This is a genomic window from Arthrobacter sp. AOP29-A2-19 (genome assembly GCF_058138025.1).
Genome location: NZ_CM176894.1, coordinates 2,898,843 through 2,916,112, shown reverse-complemented (window position 1 = coordinate 2,916,112; position 17,270 = coordinate 2,898,843). Strand labels below are relative to the sequence as shown.

Sequence of the window (17,270 nt, the reverse complement as noted above, 5' to 3'; positions counted from 1 at the left end):
GAATAGCACCATGGCTTTCGGGGCGGTGGTCCAGGCGTCGAGACCGACGCGTGTCAGGATCGTTTGGGGCGAGGGCGCACGGTTGGGAGTGCGGGCCCGTCCCGGTGCGACGGTGGGCCGCAGTGCCTGTCCGCAGCGACAGGGTGTGGCTAGGCCTGCGGTCGCACCTCGTCCACGAGGCGGCGTACCGCTTCAAGCATCTGCGTGAACCCGGGCTCTCCGACGGGGAAGTGGCCGCAGTTTTCGAGGACGACGAGCGACTTTTCGGCCGCAATGCCGTCGAAGAAGGGCCGGCTGATCTCCAGGGGCGTCCATCGATCCGCGCCGGGCTGGATCATCGTTACCGGGGTGGTGGCGAATTGTTCGGGCTCCACGAGGGGTGAGGACTCGAGGAAGCTTCGCATCCAGCCAAGGGGCACCCGTCCACCTCCGCCGCTCCTGTCGGCAAGGACCGCGTCGATCAGGCCCCGGTCGTTGGCGATGTGCCGCATGTCTGCGATCCATCGAATGGGGAGGCGCACATTGGCAAGGGGCCCTGCCGACATCCTCAGCGCGGGGCCGGCCATGCGTGCAAGGGCTGGATGCCACGTCAGGCGTTCGCGGACACGGGGCTCGCGCGGATCCAGAAGGCAGGTGACAGCCAGGCGGGAGGCCAGTCCCGTCTCTGCGGCCGCGTCGTAGGCAAGCATGCCGCCCATGCTGGCGCCCATGACGACCAGGGGGCGTTCGTCGTCTTCCTTCCGCACCAAGTCGACAAGAAGCTGCTGCCAGTCTCCGTATCGAATCCTGCCGGGGTGCGCGGACGTCGTCTTCCCGTAACCGGGAAGGTCCGGAACCGTTACATGGGCACCCAGCTTCGAGAGGTGGGCCGCATAGGGCCACATGGCAGCACTGTCGCCGCCGGCGCCGTGCACGAGCAGGATCCTGACTGGCGCCTCCGGGTTGCCGACGCGTTCGACATGAACGTTCGAATCGTCCCACTGCCACGTCGAAGCCGATCGCCGAACGGCCCCGCCCCGCAGACGGGGGATGTGCCTTTCATAGCGGCAATCACCGGCGGGTGCCGCTGCTGCCCGTGTGGAAACGGAAAAAGGTTCGGGGTGGGATATAGCCATATGCCCTGATTATCGGTGACCCGGCCCCGGGTAAGGCAATCCAAGACGGCCAAGGCGGCCCCGCGCGCGGGTGGAGGCGCTTGGTGCCGGCGGTATGGAACCGCGCCTCGTATCGGGGCCAACAGCAAGTGTGGATTCTTTGGTGTCAGCGGCAGGACACGCCGTAGAGGTTGAGCACGTATTCCAGGTCCTTTTCCTGCGCGTGGATCTCGTCCTCCGAGATAACTTGAACCGGTTCGGGGCCGAGTCCGTCGTCGGTGCGCCGCATCCAGTAGGCCCAGCAGGCGCCTCCGCCGAACTTGGAGTGGAACCTGACCCCGGCGGCATAGCCTCCGTCGTCGAGGACCTGTTCCCGGGCCCATTGGGCGATGAGCGTGGTCGCTTCGCGGTTGTCGCCGGTCAGGGTTCCGAGCGTGATCCCGTTGATTCCGAGCTGGGTCTCGAAGGCCGGTCCGAGGGATCTGTTGAGGGCGGCGATGGATTCCGCCGCGGTCAGGTCGACCCAAGCGGCCGTGGATTCCATGTGCAGTCGGTACACGAGCCTCCCGTCGCGCCAGCTGGCCGGTAGCCAGCCGGGGACCATGTTGCCGTTGCGGACCCAGTCCTCTTCCACCAGCCTGGCGGCGGTCTCTTCGGCGATGCCGAACCGTGTGGCGGCAAAGGCGACGGCGGAGCGGAAATCCGCTGCGACACGGGTCGGGGACAGGGTTTCCGTTTCCGCATAGGCCGTGCGCTTGCCGTCGGCCAGGTACAGGGTCCTTCCGGGTGTGTCGAAACGCGACCACCCCGAACGGCTGGCCCCCGGCGCGTCCGGGCGCGGCCGCGGACTCAGCGGCCCGTAGGAGCTCTTGGCGATTCTGAAGCCGGTCAGGCGGGTATCGATGAGGGCGAGCCCCGTGGTGGTGCAAACCCGCCTCAACCGGCGAAACCGTCTTCGGTCATGGAGGCCGCCGCGTCCATGACTTCCTTAGCCCGCAGCGCGCTGATGGCTTCGATCGGGGAGGTTTCGCCGAGCCAGGGGTTCGATCCGATGAACCAGAGCCGCGCCACATGCTCGCCCTCAACGGCGGACACCGCCATCCAGGCCCGATGTGCCAGGAGCAGGCGCGCCTGGGCATCGGGCTTGGGCTCGGGACCATCGGTGCGGGCCCACTTGTAGCTGATCTTCGGGTCCCGGCTACCGGCCAGGGCCGCCACGAGGGTCGCACCGAGCGCGCTGTTCAGTTGGCGGACGATCTCGCGGATCCCCAATCGTGCGGTACCCGCATGGGATGCGCCGATGTCGATCGAAATACTCACGTGTCCACCCTCCCGGCAGCCGGCCCACACGGAACGCGGTGTTCCCGCCTCCACCCTAAGCGATTCGACACAAGAAATCCACTAAAAATCCACGCTATGAGCGGTGGGTGCTGCTGCCGATGTGCTTGGCCACGACGGCTATCAGGACGCCAGCGCCGCACCAAGCCCGTATACCGGAGAATTCTCCATTGCATCCGCACTGGATGCGATTCGCCGGGTTCGAGTTGTCGTATGCGCCGTTATCGGCGGCGCTGCCACGCGCCAGCGGCTGACACGAACCCTTGGACGCCGTCCAAACCGGCGGGTCGTTGTCTATAACCACCCGGAGCATGTCGCCCGAGATGTCGGAGGCCGCTCCTATCCCGAGGAGGGGCGGTTGTCCAGGATCTTCTCCATGAGCATGAGCATCACCAGCCGCTCCGCCTCGGTGAGCGACCCGAACCACTCTTCCTCTAGTCGCAGGTGTGCCTCGTATGTTTCGCGGGTCAGGTTTTCGCCTTTCTCCGTCAGCTGGAGAACCATCGACCGCTGGTCCTCCTTCGAGGGCTCTTTCGTGATGAGGCCGTCGTCGAGGACCTTCTTGAGCGCTGAGGATATGGTTGCACGGCTCATGCTGGTCACCGAGGAGATTCTGTGCGGCGGCAACGGGCCCAGGGTCCACAGGGCGAAGCACAGTCTGAAGCTCGCCTGCGCCCAACCGGCCGGTTTGTGTACGCGGCGGTCGGCGTCGTCCTGCATCGCTTGGCTCATTTTCCTGGAAACCAAGCTCAATTGGCCGATGACAGGGTCTTGGCTAATGCCTAGATCCTGGACTTTCCGCGAAGCGGCTTCCACGAGGACGCGAAAGCGACCGTTGCCGGAGGGAGCGGTTGAATCGAACAAATGACTCACGACGCCACCAGCCCTGTCTTGACGTCCGGGGGCCCTGCCGGCTGGGCCCCGTATCGGGTTATGGCAACGAGTTCGCAGAATGCATCAATGCCAGCAAGTCCTCCCTCTCGCCCCAACCCGCTCTCCTTGGCTCCGCCGAACGGGATCGACGGATTCGGGCGGCCGAGGCCATTGACCCAAACCATTCCCGTGTGTAGTCCCTGCGTTACGAGAGCCAAGAACTCCTCGTCGTTGGACCAAAGCGTTGCGCCCAACCCGTGTGGTCCGTCGTTGGCCAACCGGATCACCTCGTCGACGCTCCCGTAGGGAACCACCGGCAGGACGGGACCAAATTGCTCCTCGTCCACCAGCGGCGTGCCGTTGGAAATTCCCGTGACGATGGACGGCTGCATGAACAAGCCCGGAGACTTCGACCGCTTGCCCTCGTACGCGATGTCCGCCCCGGCCTTCCGTGCCGACATCAGAAGGTCCTGCACGCGGTCGAACTGGGCCTCCGTGGTCAGCGCCGGCGCGGTGGTCCCTGGGTCGAAGGGGTTCCCAACACGGGTGGCCTCTGCCAGCACCACCAACCGGCGCGCGACATCGTCGACGATGGACTCGTGGGCATAGACGCGTTTGATGGCCACGCAGGCCTGCCCACTGGAACCGAAAGCGCCCCGGAATATTTGGGGGACAACGACGTCGAGGTCGGCATCGGGGCCGACGATTGCAGGATCGTTGCCCCCCAGTTCCAATTGCACGCGCTTCAACGTGGACGCGGCGGCGCGCATGATCTGCTTGCCGACGGCGATGCTGCCGGTGAAGGACACCATGGCGACGTCCGGCGACTCCGAAAGGATGGGCCCTGCGCTGTCTTCGCCCGCTACGACATTGACCCATCCCGGGGGAACGGCGTTGGAGATGACGCGCGCAAAATGCAAAGCGCTCAGGGGCGTGGCGGGGGAGGGCTTGCACACGATGGAATTGCCAGTGATAAGGGCGGCCCCTATCTTGTTGACCATCATGAGAACTGGCATGTTGAACGGGGTGATGGCCGCCACGACGCCGAGCGGGCGGCGAACAAGACTCGTCGTTCCCCCGGCTCCGTCCTCCGTGACCTCGGTCGGGACCTCGACGCCGGACCAATAGGTCAGGCTGGAGGCGGATGCCGCGGCCTCCATGGTGGCGGAGGGCAGGAGTTTTCCGGTCTCGAAGGCGATGAGCAGGGCGAGCTCGTCTTGGTGCGCGCGCACCTCGGCGGCCATGGCGGACAAGACCTGCCGCCTTTCATGCATGGGGCCGATCCCGGCGCGGAACGCCGTGGCGGCGGCCTGGATCGCGGCCGCAACGGTGCCGGAGTCGGCCAGAAGGTAGTCAATCCCGAGTTCCCTATCCCAAGGCGCCCTGACCTCGCCGGGAACGGAGCCTTCGATCAATTGGCCCCCGACGAGGTGCCGGAGATCCTGGCTGATGTTGCGAACCGTATCGGCGGCCTGGGCCGCGGTTAGCTCGTCGAGCGGGTGTGTCGTCATGGCTCAGGACTCCTTCGTTTCGATGTGGTTGGTGACGAATGCTTCCGCCAGGGCAAGCACGGACAGGTAGGTGTTGGCGCTGGGAACCGTCGGCATCACGGACGCGTCCACCACCCGCAGGGAACCGACCCCCAGCACGCGGCAGCTGGTGTCCACCGCGGCGTCCGGGTCTCCCTCCGTTCCCATCCGCGCGGTACAGCACAGGTGCATGGTGTCCTTGACGGTTGCCATGATCTCCTCGTCCGTCCCGGGAGAGGTCGGAGCGCCTGTCATGATGCGGCGGAACGCGTCGTGGTCCATCAGGTTTCGCGCGCGGACCAGGCCGTCGCGCATCCGCACCAGATCGCGTTCGTCCGAGAGGAAGTTCAGGTCGAAATGCGGCTCGTCATGCGGATCCGTGGAGTGTAGGACCATGCTTCCCCGGGAGTAGGGCTGTTCCAGGGACACCGCGATGCCGGCCGTCGGCCGGCCGAACCAGTAGTTGTGGTTGGTGGCCAGGAGCATCATGTCGTTGGTTCGCCCCTCGCCGAGCCCCGACGAGTAGCGGACGACGATGTTGGTCGGCCGGTTGCCGACGCTTGTCTGCGCCTCTTCCACGACGGGCACCTCGACGAAGGTGACCGCATGGTCCTGTGCGTTGGCGCCTACCGGCAGGTCCACCCGGACCGGCACACCGAGGCTCCGAAGCTGGTCGGCCGGCCCGATGCCCGAGCGCATCAGGATGGCGGGCGTGAAGGTCGAACCGGCGGACAGGATCACTTCCCCACCCGGGCGGACGCCGTACTCGTTCCCGCTGGAGTCGACAACGCCGACGGCCGTGTCCGCCCTGAACGCCACGCGGTCGACCAGGATGTCGCCGAGAATCGTCAGATTGGCGCGGTCCCTGGCCGGCTCGAGATAGGCGTCGTTGGTCGACACGCGCCTGCCGTCCCTGATGTTCATCGCCGTGGGCGACACGCCGCTGCTGTCGGGGTCGTTGTGGTCCGGGTGCCAGGGGTGGCCGGCGGCCAGCGCGGCGTCCCGGACGGCATGGTCGACTCCGCCCCAACCCGCCGCCGGCTCACGGTAGATGGGCGTCGGCCCGGTCGTCCCGTGGTGGGCCCGATCTCCGAAGTCCAGATCGTTTTCGATCTTGCGGAACGCCTCCAACATGGTCTCCGGACCCCATCCCGCGGCCCCCAGCTTCGTCCAGGCGTCGAAGTCGTCACGCACGCCCCGGATCGCGTAGAGCCCGTTGATGGTCGAGCTGCCACCGAGGCCACGGCCCCGACGGTACTGGAACGGCTCCTGCCCCTTCGCCCGTGTGGCGGTGGTGTTGTGCCAGTAGAATTCCGGGTTTAGGTGGTTCCGTGGCGGTTCGAGCGCCAGGCCGAGCCCCTTGGTCCGGTCCGTGAATTCCTTCGGCGTGTCCTTGGCCCGGTAGTCGGGCCCGGCCTCGAGCAGAAGGACGGAGAGGTCGGGGTTCTCCGTGAGGCGAGAGGCCAGCAGGGCCCCGGCGGAGCCGGCCCCGACGATGACGTAGTCCCAATTGCTCATGGCGGCGCGCTCCAAGGGTTCTCGTTTGAATAGGGGTCGTTGGGGACTCTCAGCAGTGATGAAGCTAACACAAATTAGACCACGTGCATGCGAAATATAGTCAAGAGTCGTACCTGTTTATCGATGCGAATTCCCCATAAAGTCCTGCATCATGCCCACCTTGCCTCAAGTTATGCGACTTGGTTCATATTAATTTATGTTTGACCATTGACTAAGTCTGGCGGCTATGGCTGACTTTCCTTGGCGATGCTAGGTCGCCCCAAACACCCTCCTTGAGAAACGGATTTGCAATGATGCGTCCCCTGAAACCAGTCCGTCTGGCTGTCTTGAGCGTTTTGGCCTGCGGTGCGCTCACCATGTCGGCGTGTGCCGGTCCGGCCTCGCCGGCAGGCGGCGAACTGGACCTCTCGTCCCTGAAGCTTGAAAGCGCCCAGTCGGAGGACATGACCGCGTTGTACGACGCGGCCATTGACAGCGGCAACACGGAGGTCACGATCTATGCCGGCCACCACGACGAATTCGCGGCCCTGTACGACGGATTCGAGGAGCGCTTCCCGGGGTTGACCATCACGCCCGAAACCTACGTGGGGGCGGAACTGCAGACGGCACTCGACGCGGAAAAGGAGAGCGGCCGCCACGTCGCCGGCGTGATCTCGAATCCCAATGCCGACCGCTACGCGGAACAGGGCTTCGCCGAGGCCTACACGCCTGCCACTTTCGAAGTCCCCGGCTGGACCGCGGGAAGGATCAGTCCGGACCAGATCGAGGACCCGAAGGGCTTCTATCATGCACCGTGGGCGCTCTTCTTCGCTTCGTCCTACAACACCGGGGAACTGGATCCCGCCGCGCTCCCCGGAACGTGGTCAGAGCTGGCCGAGGACGAGTGGGACGGCAAGCTGACGTTCATGAACCCCTCGACGCCAGGCGGAACGATGACGGTCCTCACCACTTTGCTCAACGCCGGAGTCGTGGACGAGGACTGGCTGCGCACTGTCGGCAGCCACGCCAAGATCGTCGCGCAGGACCAGTTGGCCCTTCAGTCGATCAGCTCCGGAGAGTTCGCGTTCCAACCGTTGGCCGCGGCCACCTCGGTCCAGAATGCCAAGGACGAAGGCGCCCCCGTGAACGTCCATTTCATGGACGAGGACAACGTGATCGCCACGGAGAAGTGGATGCTCGCGGCCAACGGCCCATCCCCGGAGGCGTCCAAGCTCCTGCTGAACTACCTGTTCACGGCCGAGGCGCAGGGTCAGACGCTCGAGTCGGGAAACTTCCCCATCGATCAGGACGCGTCGGTCGAGTCACCCTACGGCTGGCCGCGGCTGGAAGACGCCAAGTTCGTGGAACTTCCAAAGCAGTCGATCATGCGGGAAAAAATGGTCGAGTACGGCGACTTGTTCAAATCCGTAGCCGGCCAGTAGCGACAGCACAGACAGCGAAGAGAGAAAAACCATGTCAACGGAAGCCCAACTCGTCGAACGACTCGAGCGAATGGAGCGGCGACTCGAGGACCTGACCTCGGTTCAGGAGATCGAAAAGCTGCAAAACCAGTACGTGACCGACCTGGCGGACCGGAACTGGGCCGGCGTCGCGAACGCCTACGCGGAGGATGCCGTCTGCGACATCCGCAACCACGGACGCCACCAGGGACGGGAAAACATCGCGGCGATGTTCTCGACGGATCTCGAGGACGTCGTCAAGAGCAGGGACGGCTACATCCTCTCCTCGCCCTCGATAACGGTGAACGGTGACAGCGCCTACGGGGAGTGGACGTGGCACAGGTTCCAGTGCGAGTTCCGCACATCTTTCGGAATGATGCGCGTCTGGGGGCCGTGGTCGGAGGGGCACTACAAGTGCCACTACCAGCGCATCGACGGCGTCTGGAAGATCAAGGACCTCTGGTTCCGCGTGAACCGCCCGGACACCGACGAGGAGATAGCGGCGGTTCTCGAGGGCCAGGTCATTGGCGGCGGATTCACCGCCGTCGGTGCCGCGGCCCGTTGATCAGGACCGGAGGACGGACATGCTGAACCGAGCGAAGTACGCACTTTCCAACCCCCAGGTATTGATCGCGCTCGTCTGCCTCGCCTGCTTTGTGGCGCCGGCAACGATGATCGTCCAGGGCGCGTTCAAAACCGAGATGTTCGGGGACGAGGGCAACTATTCGACAGCCATGTTTGCCGATGTCATCACCTCTGCCGACGTGCACGAAGTAGTGCTCCAGACGTTCCTGATGGGGGCGACGACTGTCGCCATATCCATCGTGGTCGCACTGACTCTCGTCGTCGTCTACACGAAGACGAACACGCCGTTGCGGTCGCTGATTCCCGCTCTCATGTTCATCCTCATGGCCACTCCCGGCCTGTTCTTCGCCATCGCGTGGGGCCTGCTCGGGAACGAGAAGGTCGGCCTAGTCAACGAAGTCCTGGGTTCCCTTTTCGGCGAGCAGGCACGGGTGGTCAACGCGGAATCGTGGTGGGGCATTGTCCTGGTCTCGTCCATGAGGCTCGTGGCGCTGCAGTTCTTCCTGGTCTTGGGGCCCTTCATGGCCATGGACCGTTCGCTCGACGAGGCGGCCCGGATGAGCGGGGCCGGACCCGTGAGGACGTTCTTCCAGATGGAGATCCCGATCATGGCGCCGGCCATCACCGGAGCGATGATCCTCAGCTTCGTCCTGTTCCTGGAATCCTTCGACGCCCCGCAGATCCTTGGTGTTCCGGCAGGCATCTTCGTCATCCCCACCGAAATATATGCGTATCTCTCGAACTCCACCGGTCCGCTCTTTGCCCAGGCCAGCGCCATGTCCGTATTGCTTATGGTCGTCCTCGTCGCGCTGGTGTTCCTCCAGATCCGCATTCTGGGCAAGCGGAACTTCGTCACCGTCGGCGGCAAGGAGTCCCGGCCACTGCGCCGAGACATCGGGGCGTGGCGTTGGCTGTTCACCGCGCTGATAGCGGTGTTCGGTCTGCTCACCCTCGTGTTGCCGATGTACCAGCTGATCCGTGTGTCGCTCTCGCCATTCCTCGGGGCGGAGACGGGGTTCTCATTCCAGAACTACGAGGCCGTCCTGGAGAACAACCGCATGGTCGACGCGTACCTCAATACCCTCGGCGTGGCTGTCTTCGGAGCATTTCTTGCCATGGGTGCCGCCACGGCGTTCAGCTGGGCGTCGCGCTTCAAGTCCGGAATGCTCTCGCGGTTCATCGAATACAGCCAGTGGCTGGGTCTGGCAATGCCGGGCCTGATCCTGGCACTCGGCGTCCTCTGGCTGTTCCTCGAAGTCCCATTCCTGACCGGCTTTTACGGCACCGCCGTCATCATGGTGTTTGCCCTCTTCGTCGGCGTCATCCCGCTCGCCGGCCGGACAACGGGGGCCGCGATGGCCCAGATTCCCAAGTCCCTCGAAGAGGCGGCCTGGGTGTCGGGATCCACCAAATACCGCGCGGTCTGGGATGTCGTCATCAAGCTCATGCTCCCCAGCCTCGTCAGCGGATGGCTCCTGTGCTTCGTCGTTATCTGCGGCGTTCTCTCGACCCCACTGATCCTCTCCGCACCGGGAAGCAACTACCTCTCCGTGGAAATCTACAGCCGGTACGTCGAGGGCAAGGCGCCAATAGCCGCAGCGGCCGCCCTGCTCCTGATCCTCAGCTTCGCCGTCATGGCCGGCCTCGCGTTCACCCTGTCCAAACTCTTGCGGCGCCGCATTCCGGGGGCCAAACCCAAGAAGAGCCTGCCCGCTCCATTGGGCACGGACAGCGGGCCGAAGACCGACGGTGGAACTACCGCCCTGGCCCCCGACTTGGACGGTAAACCGGCGGAATCAACGACGATGACCACCACGCCGGCCTAACCCGCAGAACGACAACCCGGACCCCGAGCCAGCCCGGCAGCGCCGGAAGATTAAGGAATGCACCATGCAGATCACCTTGCGCGACGTCAACAAGTCCTTCAATTCCAACCACATTCTCAAGAACCTCGACTTGAGCTTCGGCGACGGGGAATTCGTTACGCTGCTGGGTCCCAGCGGGTGCGGCAAGACGACGACGCTGCGCTGCGTCGCAGGCTTGGAGGACCCCGACAGCGGCACCATCACCGCGGGGGACCGCACCTTCGCGGACGCCCAGTCCCATAGCTTCTTGCCCGCACACAAGCGCAAGATCGGCATGGTCTTCCAGAGCTACGCTCTCTGGCCCCACATGACGGTCCACGCCAACGTCGCCTACCCGTTGAAGCGGCGCAAGACACCACAGCGCGATCTGAAGAGCCTCGTCGCGCGCACTCTCCAGGCCGTCGGCATGGACGCACATGCGCACCGGTACCCCCACGAACTCTCGGGGGGCCAGCAACAGCGGGTCGCGCTGGCGCGCGGCCTCGTGTCCGCAGGGGGCGTCATGCTCTTCGACGAGCCGCTCTCCAACCTCGACGCCAAACTTCGCGTCGCCATGCGGACCGAAATTCGCCGGCTACACAACGAATTCGGAAACACCTCCCTCTACGTCACCCACGACCAGGAGGAGGCCCTTGCCCTCTCCGACAGGATCGTCATCATGAACGGCGGCCGCGTCGAGCAGATCGGGACCCCGGAGGAGATTCATTCCCGACCCGTGTCGCGATTCGCCGCGGACTTCGTTGGCTTCGAGAACGTCCTGGAATGCGTGCGTGGAACCGGGCCCGGCTCCACGCCCGGACTAACCGCCGGTGGCCTGGTGTTCGTTCCCGGTCCGGGGCACGCCCCGGGCGCGTCGCCGGGCGACGCCCTCGCCTTCCGCGGCAAGAACGTGCGGCTGGGCACCGTCGAAAACGCGGCGCTCACCGGGCGCGGGGTCGTCCGCGACAGCACCTACATCGGCGAGGTGTGGACGGCGCGCATCGACGTTGCGGACGGAGTGGCAGTGCACGTGGAAGTGCCCGCCGGGGCACAGCAGTTCATTGGCCGAGGCGGAGACGGCGTGGCTGTCGAGTTCTCCGTCCACCGGGACCACGTGGTCGTACTGGACCGCTAGCCAAGACAGCAGGCAGCCGTCCGTACCGACCGCCAGCAGCCAACCAGACCTAGGAGCCAGACGTGCACGTGCAAGAAATGCAGTACAACGTTATTACCCGCGAGGGGCTGGACCCGCAGAACGCCATCGGCAAACCCCCTCTACCGCCCCTGAACCACGAGGTCCGGGACCTTGGCGGCCTCATCCTGGAGAAGGACGTCGCGGTGGTCCTCCGCGACGGCGTCCGCATCTACCTGGACATCTACAGGCCGTCCCTCGCGGCCACGGGCCTCCCCGTCCTCCTGGCCTGGGGCCCCTACGGGAAGCACAACACCAAGGCGCACCTGTGGCCGGGAGCCGGCCTCGAGGACGGCTGGATCTCCAAGCACACGGGCTTCGAGGCCCCCGACCCCGCCTACTGGTGCGCCCACGGCTACGCGGTGGCCTACGCGGACCCCCGCGGCATGTGGAACTGCGAGGGCGAAGGACGACACAACGGCCCCCAGGAGGCCGAGGACGTCCACGACGCCATCGAATGGCTCGGCGGGGCCGGCTGGAGCAGCGGGAAGGTCGGCATGCTGGGCGTGTCCTACCTCGCGGGCATCCAATACGTCGCCGCGGCGATGCGTCCGCCCTCGCTTGCCGCCATCAGCCCGTGGGAGTGCTTCTCCGACTGGTACCGCGAGTTCGCCTTCCACGGGGGTATCCCGGAAACCGGGTTCATACCCCGCGCGTCCCAAAACATGGGCTATTCGCGCACCCGCACCGAGGACACGCACGCCAACGTGCTGGCCAACCCGCTGATGTCCGACTACTACCGGGACAAGTACCCGCCGCTGGAGGACATCGAGGTCCCCGCCTATGTCGTCGCCAGCTGGAGCGACCACGGCCTGCACTCGCGGGGAACGCTGGAGGCCTTCGACAGGATGGCCAGCCCCCAGAAGTGGCTCGAGGTCCACGGGCAAAAGAAATGGCGGCACTTCTACAGCCCCGAAAGCATCGAGAGGCAGCGAACCTTCTTCGACCACTTCCTCCTCGGCGAAGGCCCCGGGCCGGACGCCTGGCCGACCGTGCGGATGGAAATCCGCGACACCGCCACCGAACACACTGAGCGGACGGACATTGCGTGGCCCGTGCCGGAGGACACGGCGGTCAGGCTGCACGTCGACGTGGAAAGCGGGACCCTGCGCAGCGAAGCGCCCGAAACGGAGGGCACCACGGAGATCGACGCCGTCACCGGCCGGTTCGACGCCGCCCACGTGTTCACCGAGGACCGCGACGTCGTCGGGCCCATGCGCCTGCACCTCTGGCTCGAGACCGACTCCGCCGACGACGCGGACGTCTTCGTCGCCGTCCGCAAGTTCGACGCCCACGGACGCGAGATCCGCTACCCGTTCAACGCGCTCTTCGACGACGGACCCGTGGCCCTCGGATGGTTGCGCGCCAGCCACCGGACGGTGGACGCCGCGGCGTCGACCGAGCTGCGGCCGGTCCACCCGCACGAGGCCGAGGAACCGCTCGAACCCGGCACGGCCGTGGAACTCGACATCGAGATCTGGCCCTCGGCGACGCGCTTCCACGCGGGAGAAGAGCTGCGACTAACCATCCTGGGCCACGACTTCGTCGACCGGGAGGCGGACCTGACGTCCCCGGTCGTCAGGCATCAGGACCTGCGCAACAAGGGCAACTGGCGCCTCCGCGCAGGTGGACCCCACGATGCGTACCTGAGCCTCTCCGTTCACCCGGTGAGCGACGGTTAGACCCCTCGACCACGGCAGACGGCCCTCACCCACGCCAGCGCCGCAATCCAGGACCCCCCCCAACACGTAGGAGACGTTGTGCCAATACCCTCCACAGCCCGGCAAATGGTGCTGACGACATTCGTTCTACCCGCGGGCTATCACCGCGACAGTTGGCGCCTGGAAGGAAGCCGCGCCGAAGAGCTCGGCAACCTCTCCTTCGTCGCCGACCTGACCCGCATGGCCGAAGACGCCAAGCTCGACGCGGTCTTCTTCGGGGACATCGTGCACGCCAACGCGACGATGCGCGGAGACATCATGATGAACGGCTTCTACGAGCCGATCAGCGTCCTGTCCGCGCTGGCCGCGCTCACCAGCAAGATCGGGCTCATCGGGACCATGTCGACGTCCTTTACCGAGCCATACAATGTGGCCCGCCAGATGGCCGGACTCGATCACATGTCCGGAGGAAGGGCAGGGTGGAACATCGTCACCTCCCGGGACGGATTCGCCAACTTCGGAGGTTCCGGCACCCCGGCGCCGGAACAACGCTATGAGCGGGCCGACGAATTTGTCGATGTCGTCCAGCAGCTCTGGGACAGCTGGGGCGACGACGCCGTCACGGCGGACCGTTCCACCGGCCGCTGGGTGGACACATCGAAACTCAGGCCCATCAACCACGAAGGCAAACACTTCCAGGTCGCGGGACCAATCAACATGCCCCGGCCTCCCCAGGGGCGCCCGGTCCTGGTGCAGGCGGGCTCCTCGGCCATAGGCATGGGCCTCGGATCCAAGGTGGCCGACCTCATCTACACCGCGCAACCGCGACTTGAGGGCGCCCGCAGCTTCTATGCCGAGATCAAGGATCTTGCAAGAGGACTCGGACGGGATCCCCTGGGAATGAAGGTGCTTCCCGGCATCCTGCCCATCATCGGGGACACCGCCAAAGAGGCCCAGGACATCGCCGCGGATCTCGCGAACCATCTCGATCTCGAAGCCGGTCGGCACCAAATCGCGGGGGATCTGAAGATCGAAATCGACGACATCGACGTCAACGAACGAATCCCCCACGAGCGTTTCTCCGAGGACCCCAGCAAGGGCAGCCGCTACCACATCTTCCGGCGCAAGAGCGTCGACGAGGGTCTGACGCTGCGTGAGCTCATCGTGGAACGGGCCCGCTCCACGGGGCACATGTGGATGGCCGGCACCGCCGGCGAGGTCGCCGACGTCATGACGGACTGGTTCGACACGGGGGCGTGTGACGGGTTCAACCTGAACTCGCCCTTCAACCCCGGGGGGTTCGAGCGGATCTGCGAAAAGTTGGTTCCCGAACTCCAGAGCCGCGGGTATTTCCGCGAGGAATACGAGGGTTCGACGCTCCGCGAGAATCTGGGTCTGGCCCGCCCCGCTGCATGATGTCAAACCTACGAGGGGATACCACCATGGAACTGCAAGCGCACACTTCGATCGGCATCGAGGCTTTCAGGGAAGCCGCCGCGCACTTCGCGAGCGGCGTCACGGTCATCACCACCGCGGTTGAAGGCCGACTGTACGGCACCACGGTCTCGGCGGTGCTGGCATTGTCCGAAGAGCCGCCCATGATGTTGGCCTGCCTCAAGGCGACCAGCTCGACCCACGACGCCATCATCGAAGCAGGCGTCTTCGGGATCAACATCCTGGCAGAGGACCAGGGGCCGGTCGCCCGACAATTCGGGCAGAAGACGGACGACAAATTCTCAGGCATCGACGTACGCCTCTCGGAGCACGGTGGAGTTCCGGTCCTCAACGGGGCGCTGGCTTCCATCGTGTGCAGGGTCGACGACCGCCCCCGCGGTGGCACGCATTCGGTCTTCTTCGGCACCGCATTGGAGGCCCAAACATTGCCGGGACGCCCGTTGGCGTACTTCAGCGGGTCCTTCGGCCGTTTGGAACGCCTGCGTGAGCAAGATGCCTACACCAGGGTCCGCCGGATGGTACTAGAGCGGGAAGTCGCGATCGGGGCCCCCCTCCGCGCCGATCAGATCGCGGAGCAACTCGAGGGTAGGACAGACGACGTCCACAACGCGCTGGTGAAGCTCTCAACGGAATCCCTCGTGGAAAGAAACGAAGCCGGCCACTTCACGCCGGTTCCCATCACCGTCGAGCTCAGCGCAAGCCTCTACGATGCCCGGGCCAACATCGAGATCGGTGTCATCGCAAACCACATCCACCGCATCCCCGAAGCCACCATGCACGAACTATGCACCCTCGTTGACCGGATGGCCGACCTCCGCGCGACCGCCGGAAAAGACGCAGCCGAATTCCTTGCCCTACACACCGAATACCACACGACACTCGTGGCGCTTTCCGGGTCCACGCAGTTACTGGATTCATACCGGCGCCTGAGTATCGCAGGCGTCTGGCGGTCTGTGTGGAGCGAGATGGAGTGGCAGGAGCAACTCGACCAGAAGCACCTCAAGGAGCTCAACGATGCCCTCGCGGAAAAGGACATGATTCGAGCTGTCGCATCCGTCCGTGCCTACAGCCATCAGGCGAAGGAATTCGCGAGGATCGCCATCGGACGGCGCGGGGGGTATGTCTAGGCCGGAACCGATCCGGTACTGCGCCATCCGGCCCACCCGTGGTACCAAAACACCGCCAACGCCCGAGAGGAGACGCCGATGGAAGGACCCGAGCGCCTACTGGCACATCCTTGCGGAGAGCTGATCAAGGGCAGGGACGCCAACGGCGCCGACATCCACGGCTACATCGACATGGCCGCCCCGCACTTGGGCGTCCTCTGGATCCGGGACTGAACACTGGCGAGCGCATCATGCTAAGCGCTTCGGACCCCTGCGCCGCACCGCCCGGTGCCCAACCGAAGCCCCCCCGACGGGCGCGGCCGCGGCCGCGTGCCGTCCTGCTTTTGACTGTGGACGGGCCGGGCTATTGCAACGCTTTCACCGGCCCACAACACTACGACACGCCACCGTTGACCACCACGCCTACGCCAGCGTGGTCAGCCGCCGAGGGGTCCGGAGATTCCTTTCCGGGACATCACATGCTCAGTGCTTGCAAGCCCAGCGTTGCTCGAATTCTCTTTAGAGGCTGACGTATGCGCCGTTATCGGCGTTCGATAAGACGGGGATAGCCGAGCGGCTCCCCTGCCGCCGCCTCCGTCCGCTCCCCGCCCGGGAAGAGACCCCACGGGGTGACCCGGATACCTTCACCCACCAGGGCGCCGTCCACCGGTTGGCAGATTCATGCCCGGAAACCAGCCCGCCGAACCCATCCCTCCGTAACACCAGCGGACCTGCCGAGCGAGGCCGGCCACACGGACCCCGGCGACCGTGACGGCGCGGAGCGCAGGACTGCTCCACGTCGTCTTCACCGACGAGAACGGGTACGTCTACGGCACCTGGTGTCCCACGGCGAGACTTGTTGCCGGGGGAGAGGTGCCGAACGCTTGATTGTGGACGGCCCGAGCTTCCACACCGGCTCCACCCGCCCACAACACGGCGCTCCCCACACGCAATCCCCGTCCACCGTGCCTGCCGGCGCCGTCACCGGCCTTTCAGGACAGGGGTTACCGGTAGCCGTAGACGATGCCGTATGAGTAGCCATAGGTGATCGTGCCAATGCTGGACACGTGTTTGCTCCGGTAGCACAGGGGCGAAGAGATCACCCACATGGTGGGGCTTGCCTCAATGCTGGCCGATTGCCGCTTCCGCGCTGCCTCGCATCCCGTATACGTCGTGCCGCCGAAGTTGACGATCTTGGCGGTGACGTAGGAACCTGCCTTGGCCGCGGCGGCCGGGGGCGCCCCGATGCCGAGCAACGCGAGCCCCAGTGATGCGGTGGCCGCTACGGCGGCCCCCCTGCGCATGATTTTTCCTGTCGCTACCGCCATGTTGCTACCCCGTTCCATCGCATGAGTGTTTTGAATAGACGATGTAGATACTACGTGCCCAGTGAAACGTGTAGGGGCACCAAGGCAGGGAGTCGGGGCGCGCCCCCGTACCGACCTACCGCGCCGCGGAAGCGGTGCGACGTGGGGCTCGGAAAGGTGCACGGCCAGACTTGCCTGGACCGGGGAACGCCCCCCGACGTCTAGGAAGACCTGGGGCGCACCAGTGGTCAGCCTTCACAGGCCTTCCACGCGATCCCGCCACCAAGGACGGCGGGGGATAGGCATCCGAGGGGCCTTGGAAGGCATTG

Annotated in this window: 15 protein-coding genes; 8 read left to right on the top strand and 7 right to left on the bottom strand. The window is 65.3% G+C overall.

The genetic code is table 11. The features are described from left to right. Positions 1-149: 149 nt before the first annotated feature. The 6 genes from AC3ZJJ_RS13465 to AC3ZJJ_RS13440 form a co-directional block, all read right to left on the bottom strand. Positions 150-884 (bottom strand): alpha/beta hydrolase, encoded by a 735-nt coding sequence (locus AC3ZJJ_RS13465; RefSeq protein ID WP_489892322.1) that lies wholly within the window; start codon positions 882-884, stop codon positions 150-152. A 376-nt stretch (positions 885-1,260) separates the two neighbouring features. Then, a complete protein-coding gene (locus AC3ZJJ_RS13460) occupies positions 1,261-2,034 on the bottom strand; it encodes a hypothetical protein (protein WP_489892321.1) in 774 nt (257 codons plus the stop codon). Continuing rightward, positions 2,031-2,414 (bottom strand): hypothetical protein, encoded by a 384-nt coding sequence (locus tag AC3ZJJ_RS13455; protein ID WP_489892320.1) that lies wholly within the window; start codon positions 2,412-2,414, stop codon positions 2,031-2,033. The genes AC3ZJJ_RS13460 and AC3ZJJ_RS13455 overlap by 4 nt, the downstream gene beginning before the upstream one ends. A gap of 357 nt (positions 2,415-2,771) precedes the next feature. Next, positions 2,772-3,152 carry a MarR family winged helix-turn-helix transcriptional regulator gene (locus AC3ZJJ_RS13450; protein ID WP_489895849.1) on the bottom strand — a complete coding sequence of 127 codons (381 nt, stop codon included), beginning with the start codon at positions 3,150-3,152 and terminating at the stop codon, positions 2,772-2,774. A 149-nt stretch (positions 3,153-3,301) separates the two neighbouring features. Then, a complete protein-coding gene (locus tag AC3ZJJ_RS13445) occupies positions 3,302-4,816 on the bottom strand; it encodes an aldehyde dehydrogenase family protein (protein ID WP_489892319.1) in 1,515 nt (504 codons plus the stop codon). Positions 4,817-4,819: 3 nt separating this feature from the next. Further along, the gene (locus AC3ZJJ_RS13440) at positions 4,820-6,352 is read right to left on the bottom strand and encodes a GMC family oxidoreductase (RefSeq protein WP_489892318.1); all 1,533 of its coding nucleotides are present in this window, start codon (positions 6,350-6,352) and stop codon (positions 4,820-4,822) included. Between the two features lie 326 nt (positions 6,353-6,678). On the opposite strand from AC3ZJJ_RS13440, the gene AC3ZJJ_RS13435 reads away from it, so the two are divergent. From AC3ZJJ_RS13435 to AC3ZJJ_RS13400, 8 genes are all read left to right on the top strand, one after another. Continuing rightward, positions 6,679-7,773 carry an ABC transporter substrate-binding protein gene (locus tag AC3ZJJ_RS13435; RefSeq protein ID WP_489892317.1) on the top strand — a complete coding sequence of 365 codons (1,095 nt, stop codon included), beginning with the start codon at positions 6,679-6,681 and terminating at the stop codon, positions 7,771-7,773. A gap of 31 nt (positions 7,774-7,804) precedes the next feature. Continuing rightward, a complete protein-coding gene (locus tag AC3ZJJ_RS13430; protein WP_489892316.1) occupies positions 7,805-8,356 on the top strand; it encodes a nuclear transport factor 2 family protein in 552 nt (183 codons plus the stop codon). 19 nt (positions 8,357-8,375) lie between these two features. Beyond that, positions 8,376-10,202 (top strand): ABC transporter permease, encoded by a 1,827-nt coding sequence (locus AC3ZJJ_RS13425; RefSeq protein ID WP_489892315.1) that lies wholly within the window; start codon positions 8,376-8,378, stop codon positions 10,200-10,202. Between the two features lie 64 nt (positions 10,203-10,266). After that, on the top strand, positions 10,267-11,355 hold the full coding sequence (locus tag AC3ZJJ_RS13420) for an ABC transporter ATP-binding protein (protein ID WP_489892314.1): 1,089 nt from the start codon (positions 10,267-10,269) through the stop codon (positions 11,353-11,355). 62 nt (positions 11,356-11,417) lie between these two features. Then, positions 11,418-13,094 (top strand): CocE/NonD family hydrolase, encoded by a 1,677-nt coding sequence (locus AC3ZJJ_RS13415; RefSeq protein WP_489892313.1) that lies wholly within the window; start codon positions 11,418-11,420, stop codon positions 13,092-13,094. Positions 13,095-13,199: 105 nt separating this feature from the next. Next, positions 13,200-14,489, top strand: a complete 1,290-nt coding sequence (locus AC3ZJJ_RS13410) for an NtaA/DmoA family FMN-dependent monooxygenase (RefSeq protein WP_489892312.1) — start codon at positions 13,200-13,202, stop codon at positions 14,487-14,489. A 26-nt stretch (positions 14,490-14,515) separates the two neighbouring features. After that, positions 14,516-15,655 (top strand): flavin reductase, encoded by a 1,140-nt coding sequence (locus AC3ZJJ_RS13405; RefSeq protein WP_489892311.1) that lies wholly within the window; start codon positions 14,516-14,518, stop codon positions 15,653-15,655. 78 nt (positions 15,656-15,733) lie between these two features. Next, positions 15,734-15,868, top strand: coding sequence for a hypothetical protein (locus AC3ZJJ_RS13400; protein WP_489892310.1), 135 nt, complete (start codon positions 15,734-15,736; stop codon positions 15,866-15,868). 770 nt (positions 15,869-16,638) lie between these two features. On the opposite strand, the gene AC3ZJJ_RS13395 is transcribed toward AC3ZJJ_RS13400, so the two are convergent. Further along, positions 16,639-16,938, bottom strand: coding sequence for a hypothetical protein (locus AC3ZJJ_RS13395; protein WP_489892309.1), 300 nt, complete (start codon positions 16,936-16,938; stop codon positions 16,639-16,641). Positions 16,939-17,270: the final 332 nt, after the last annotated feature.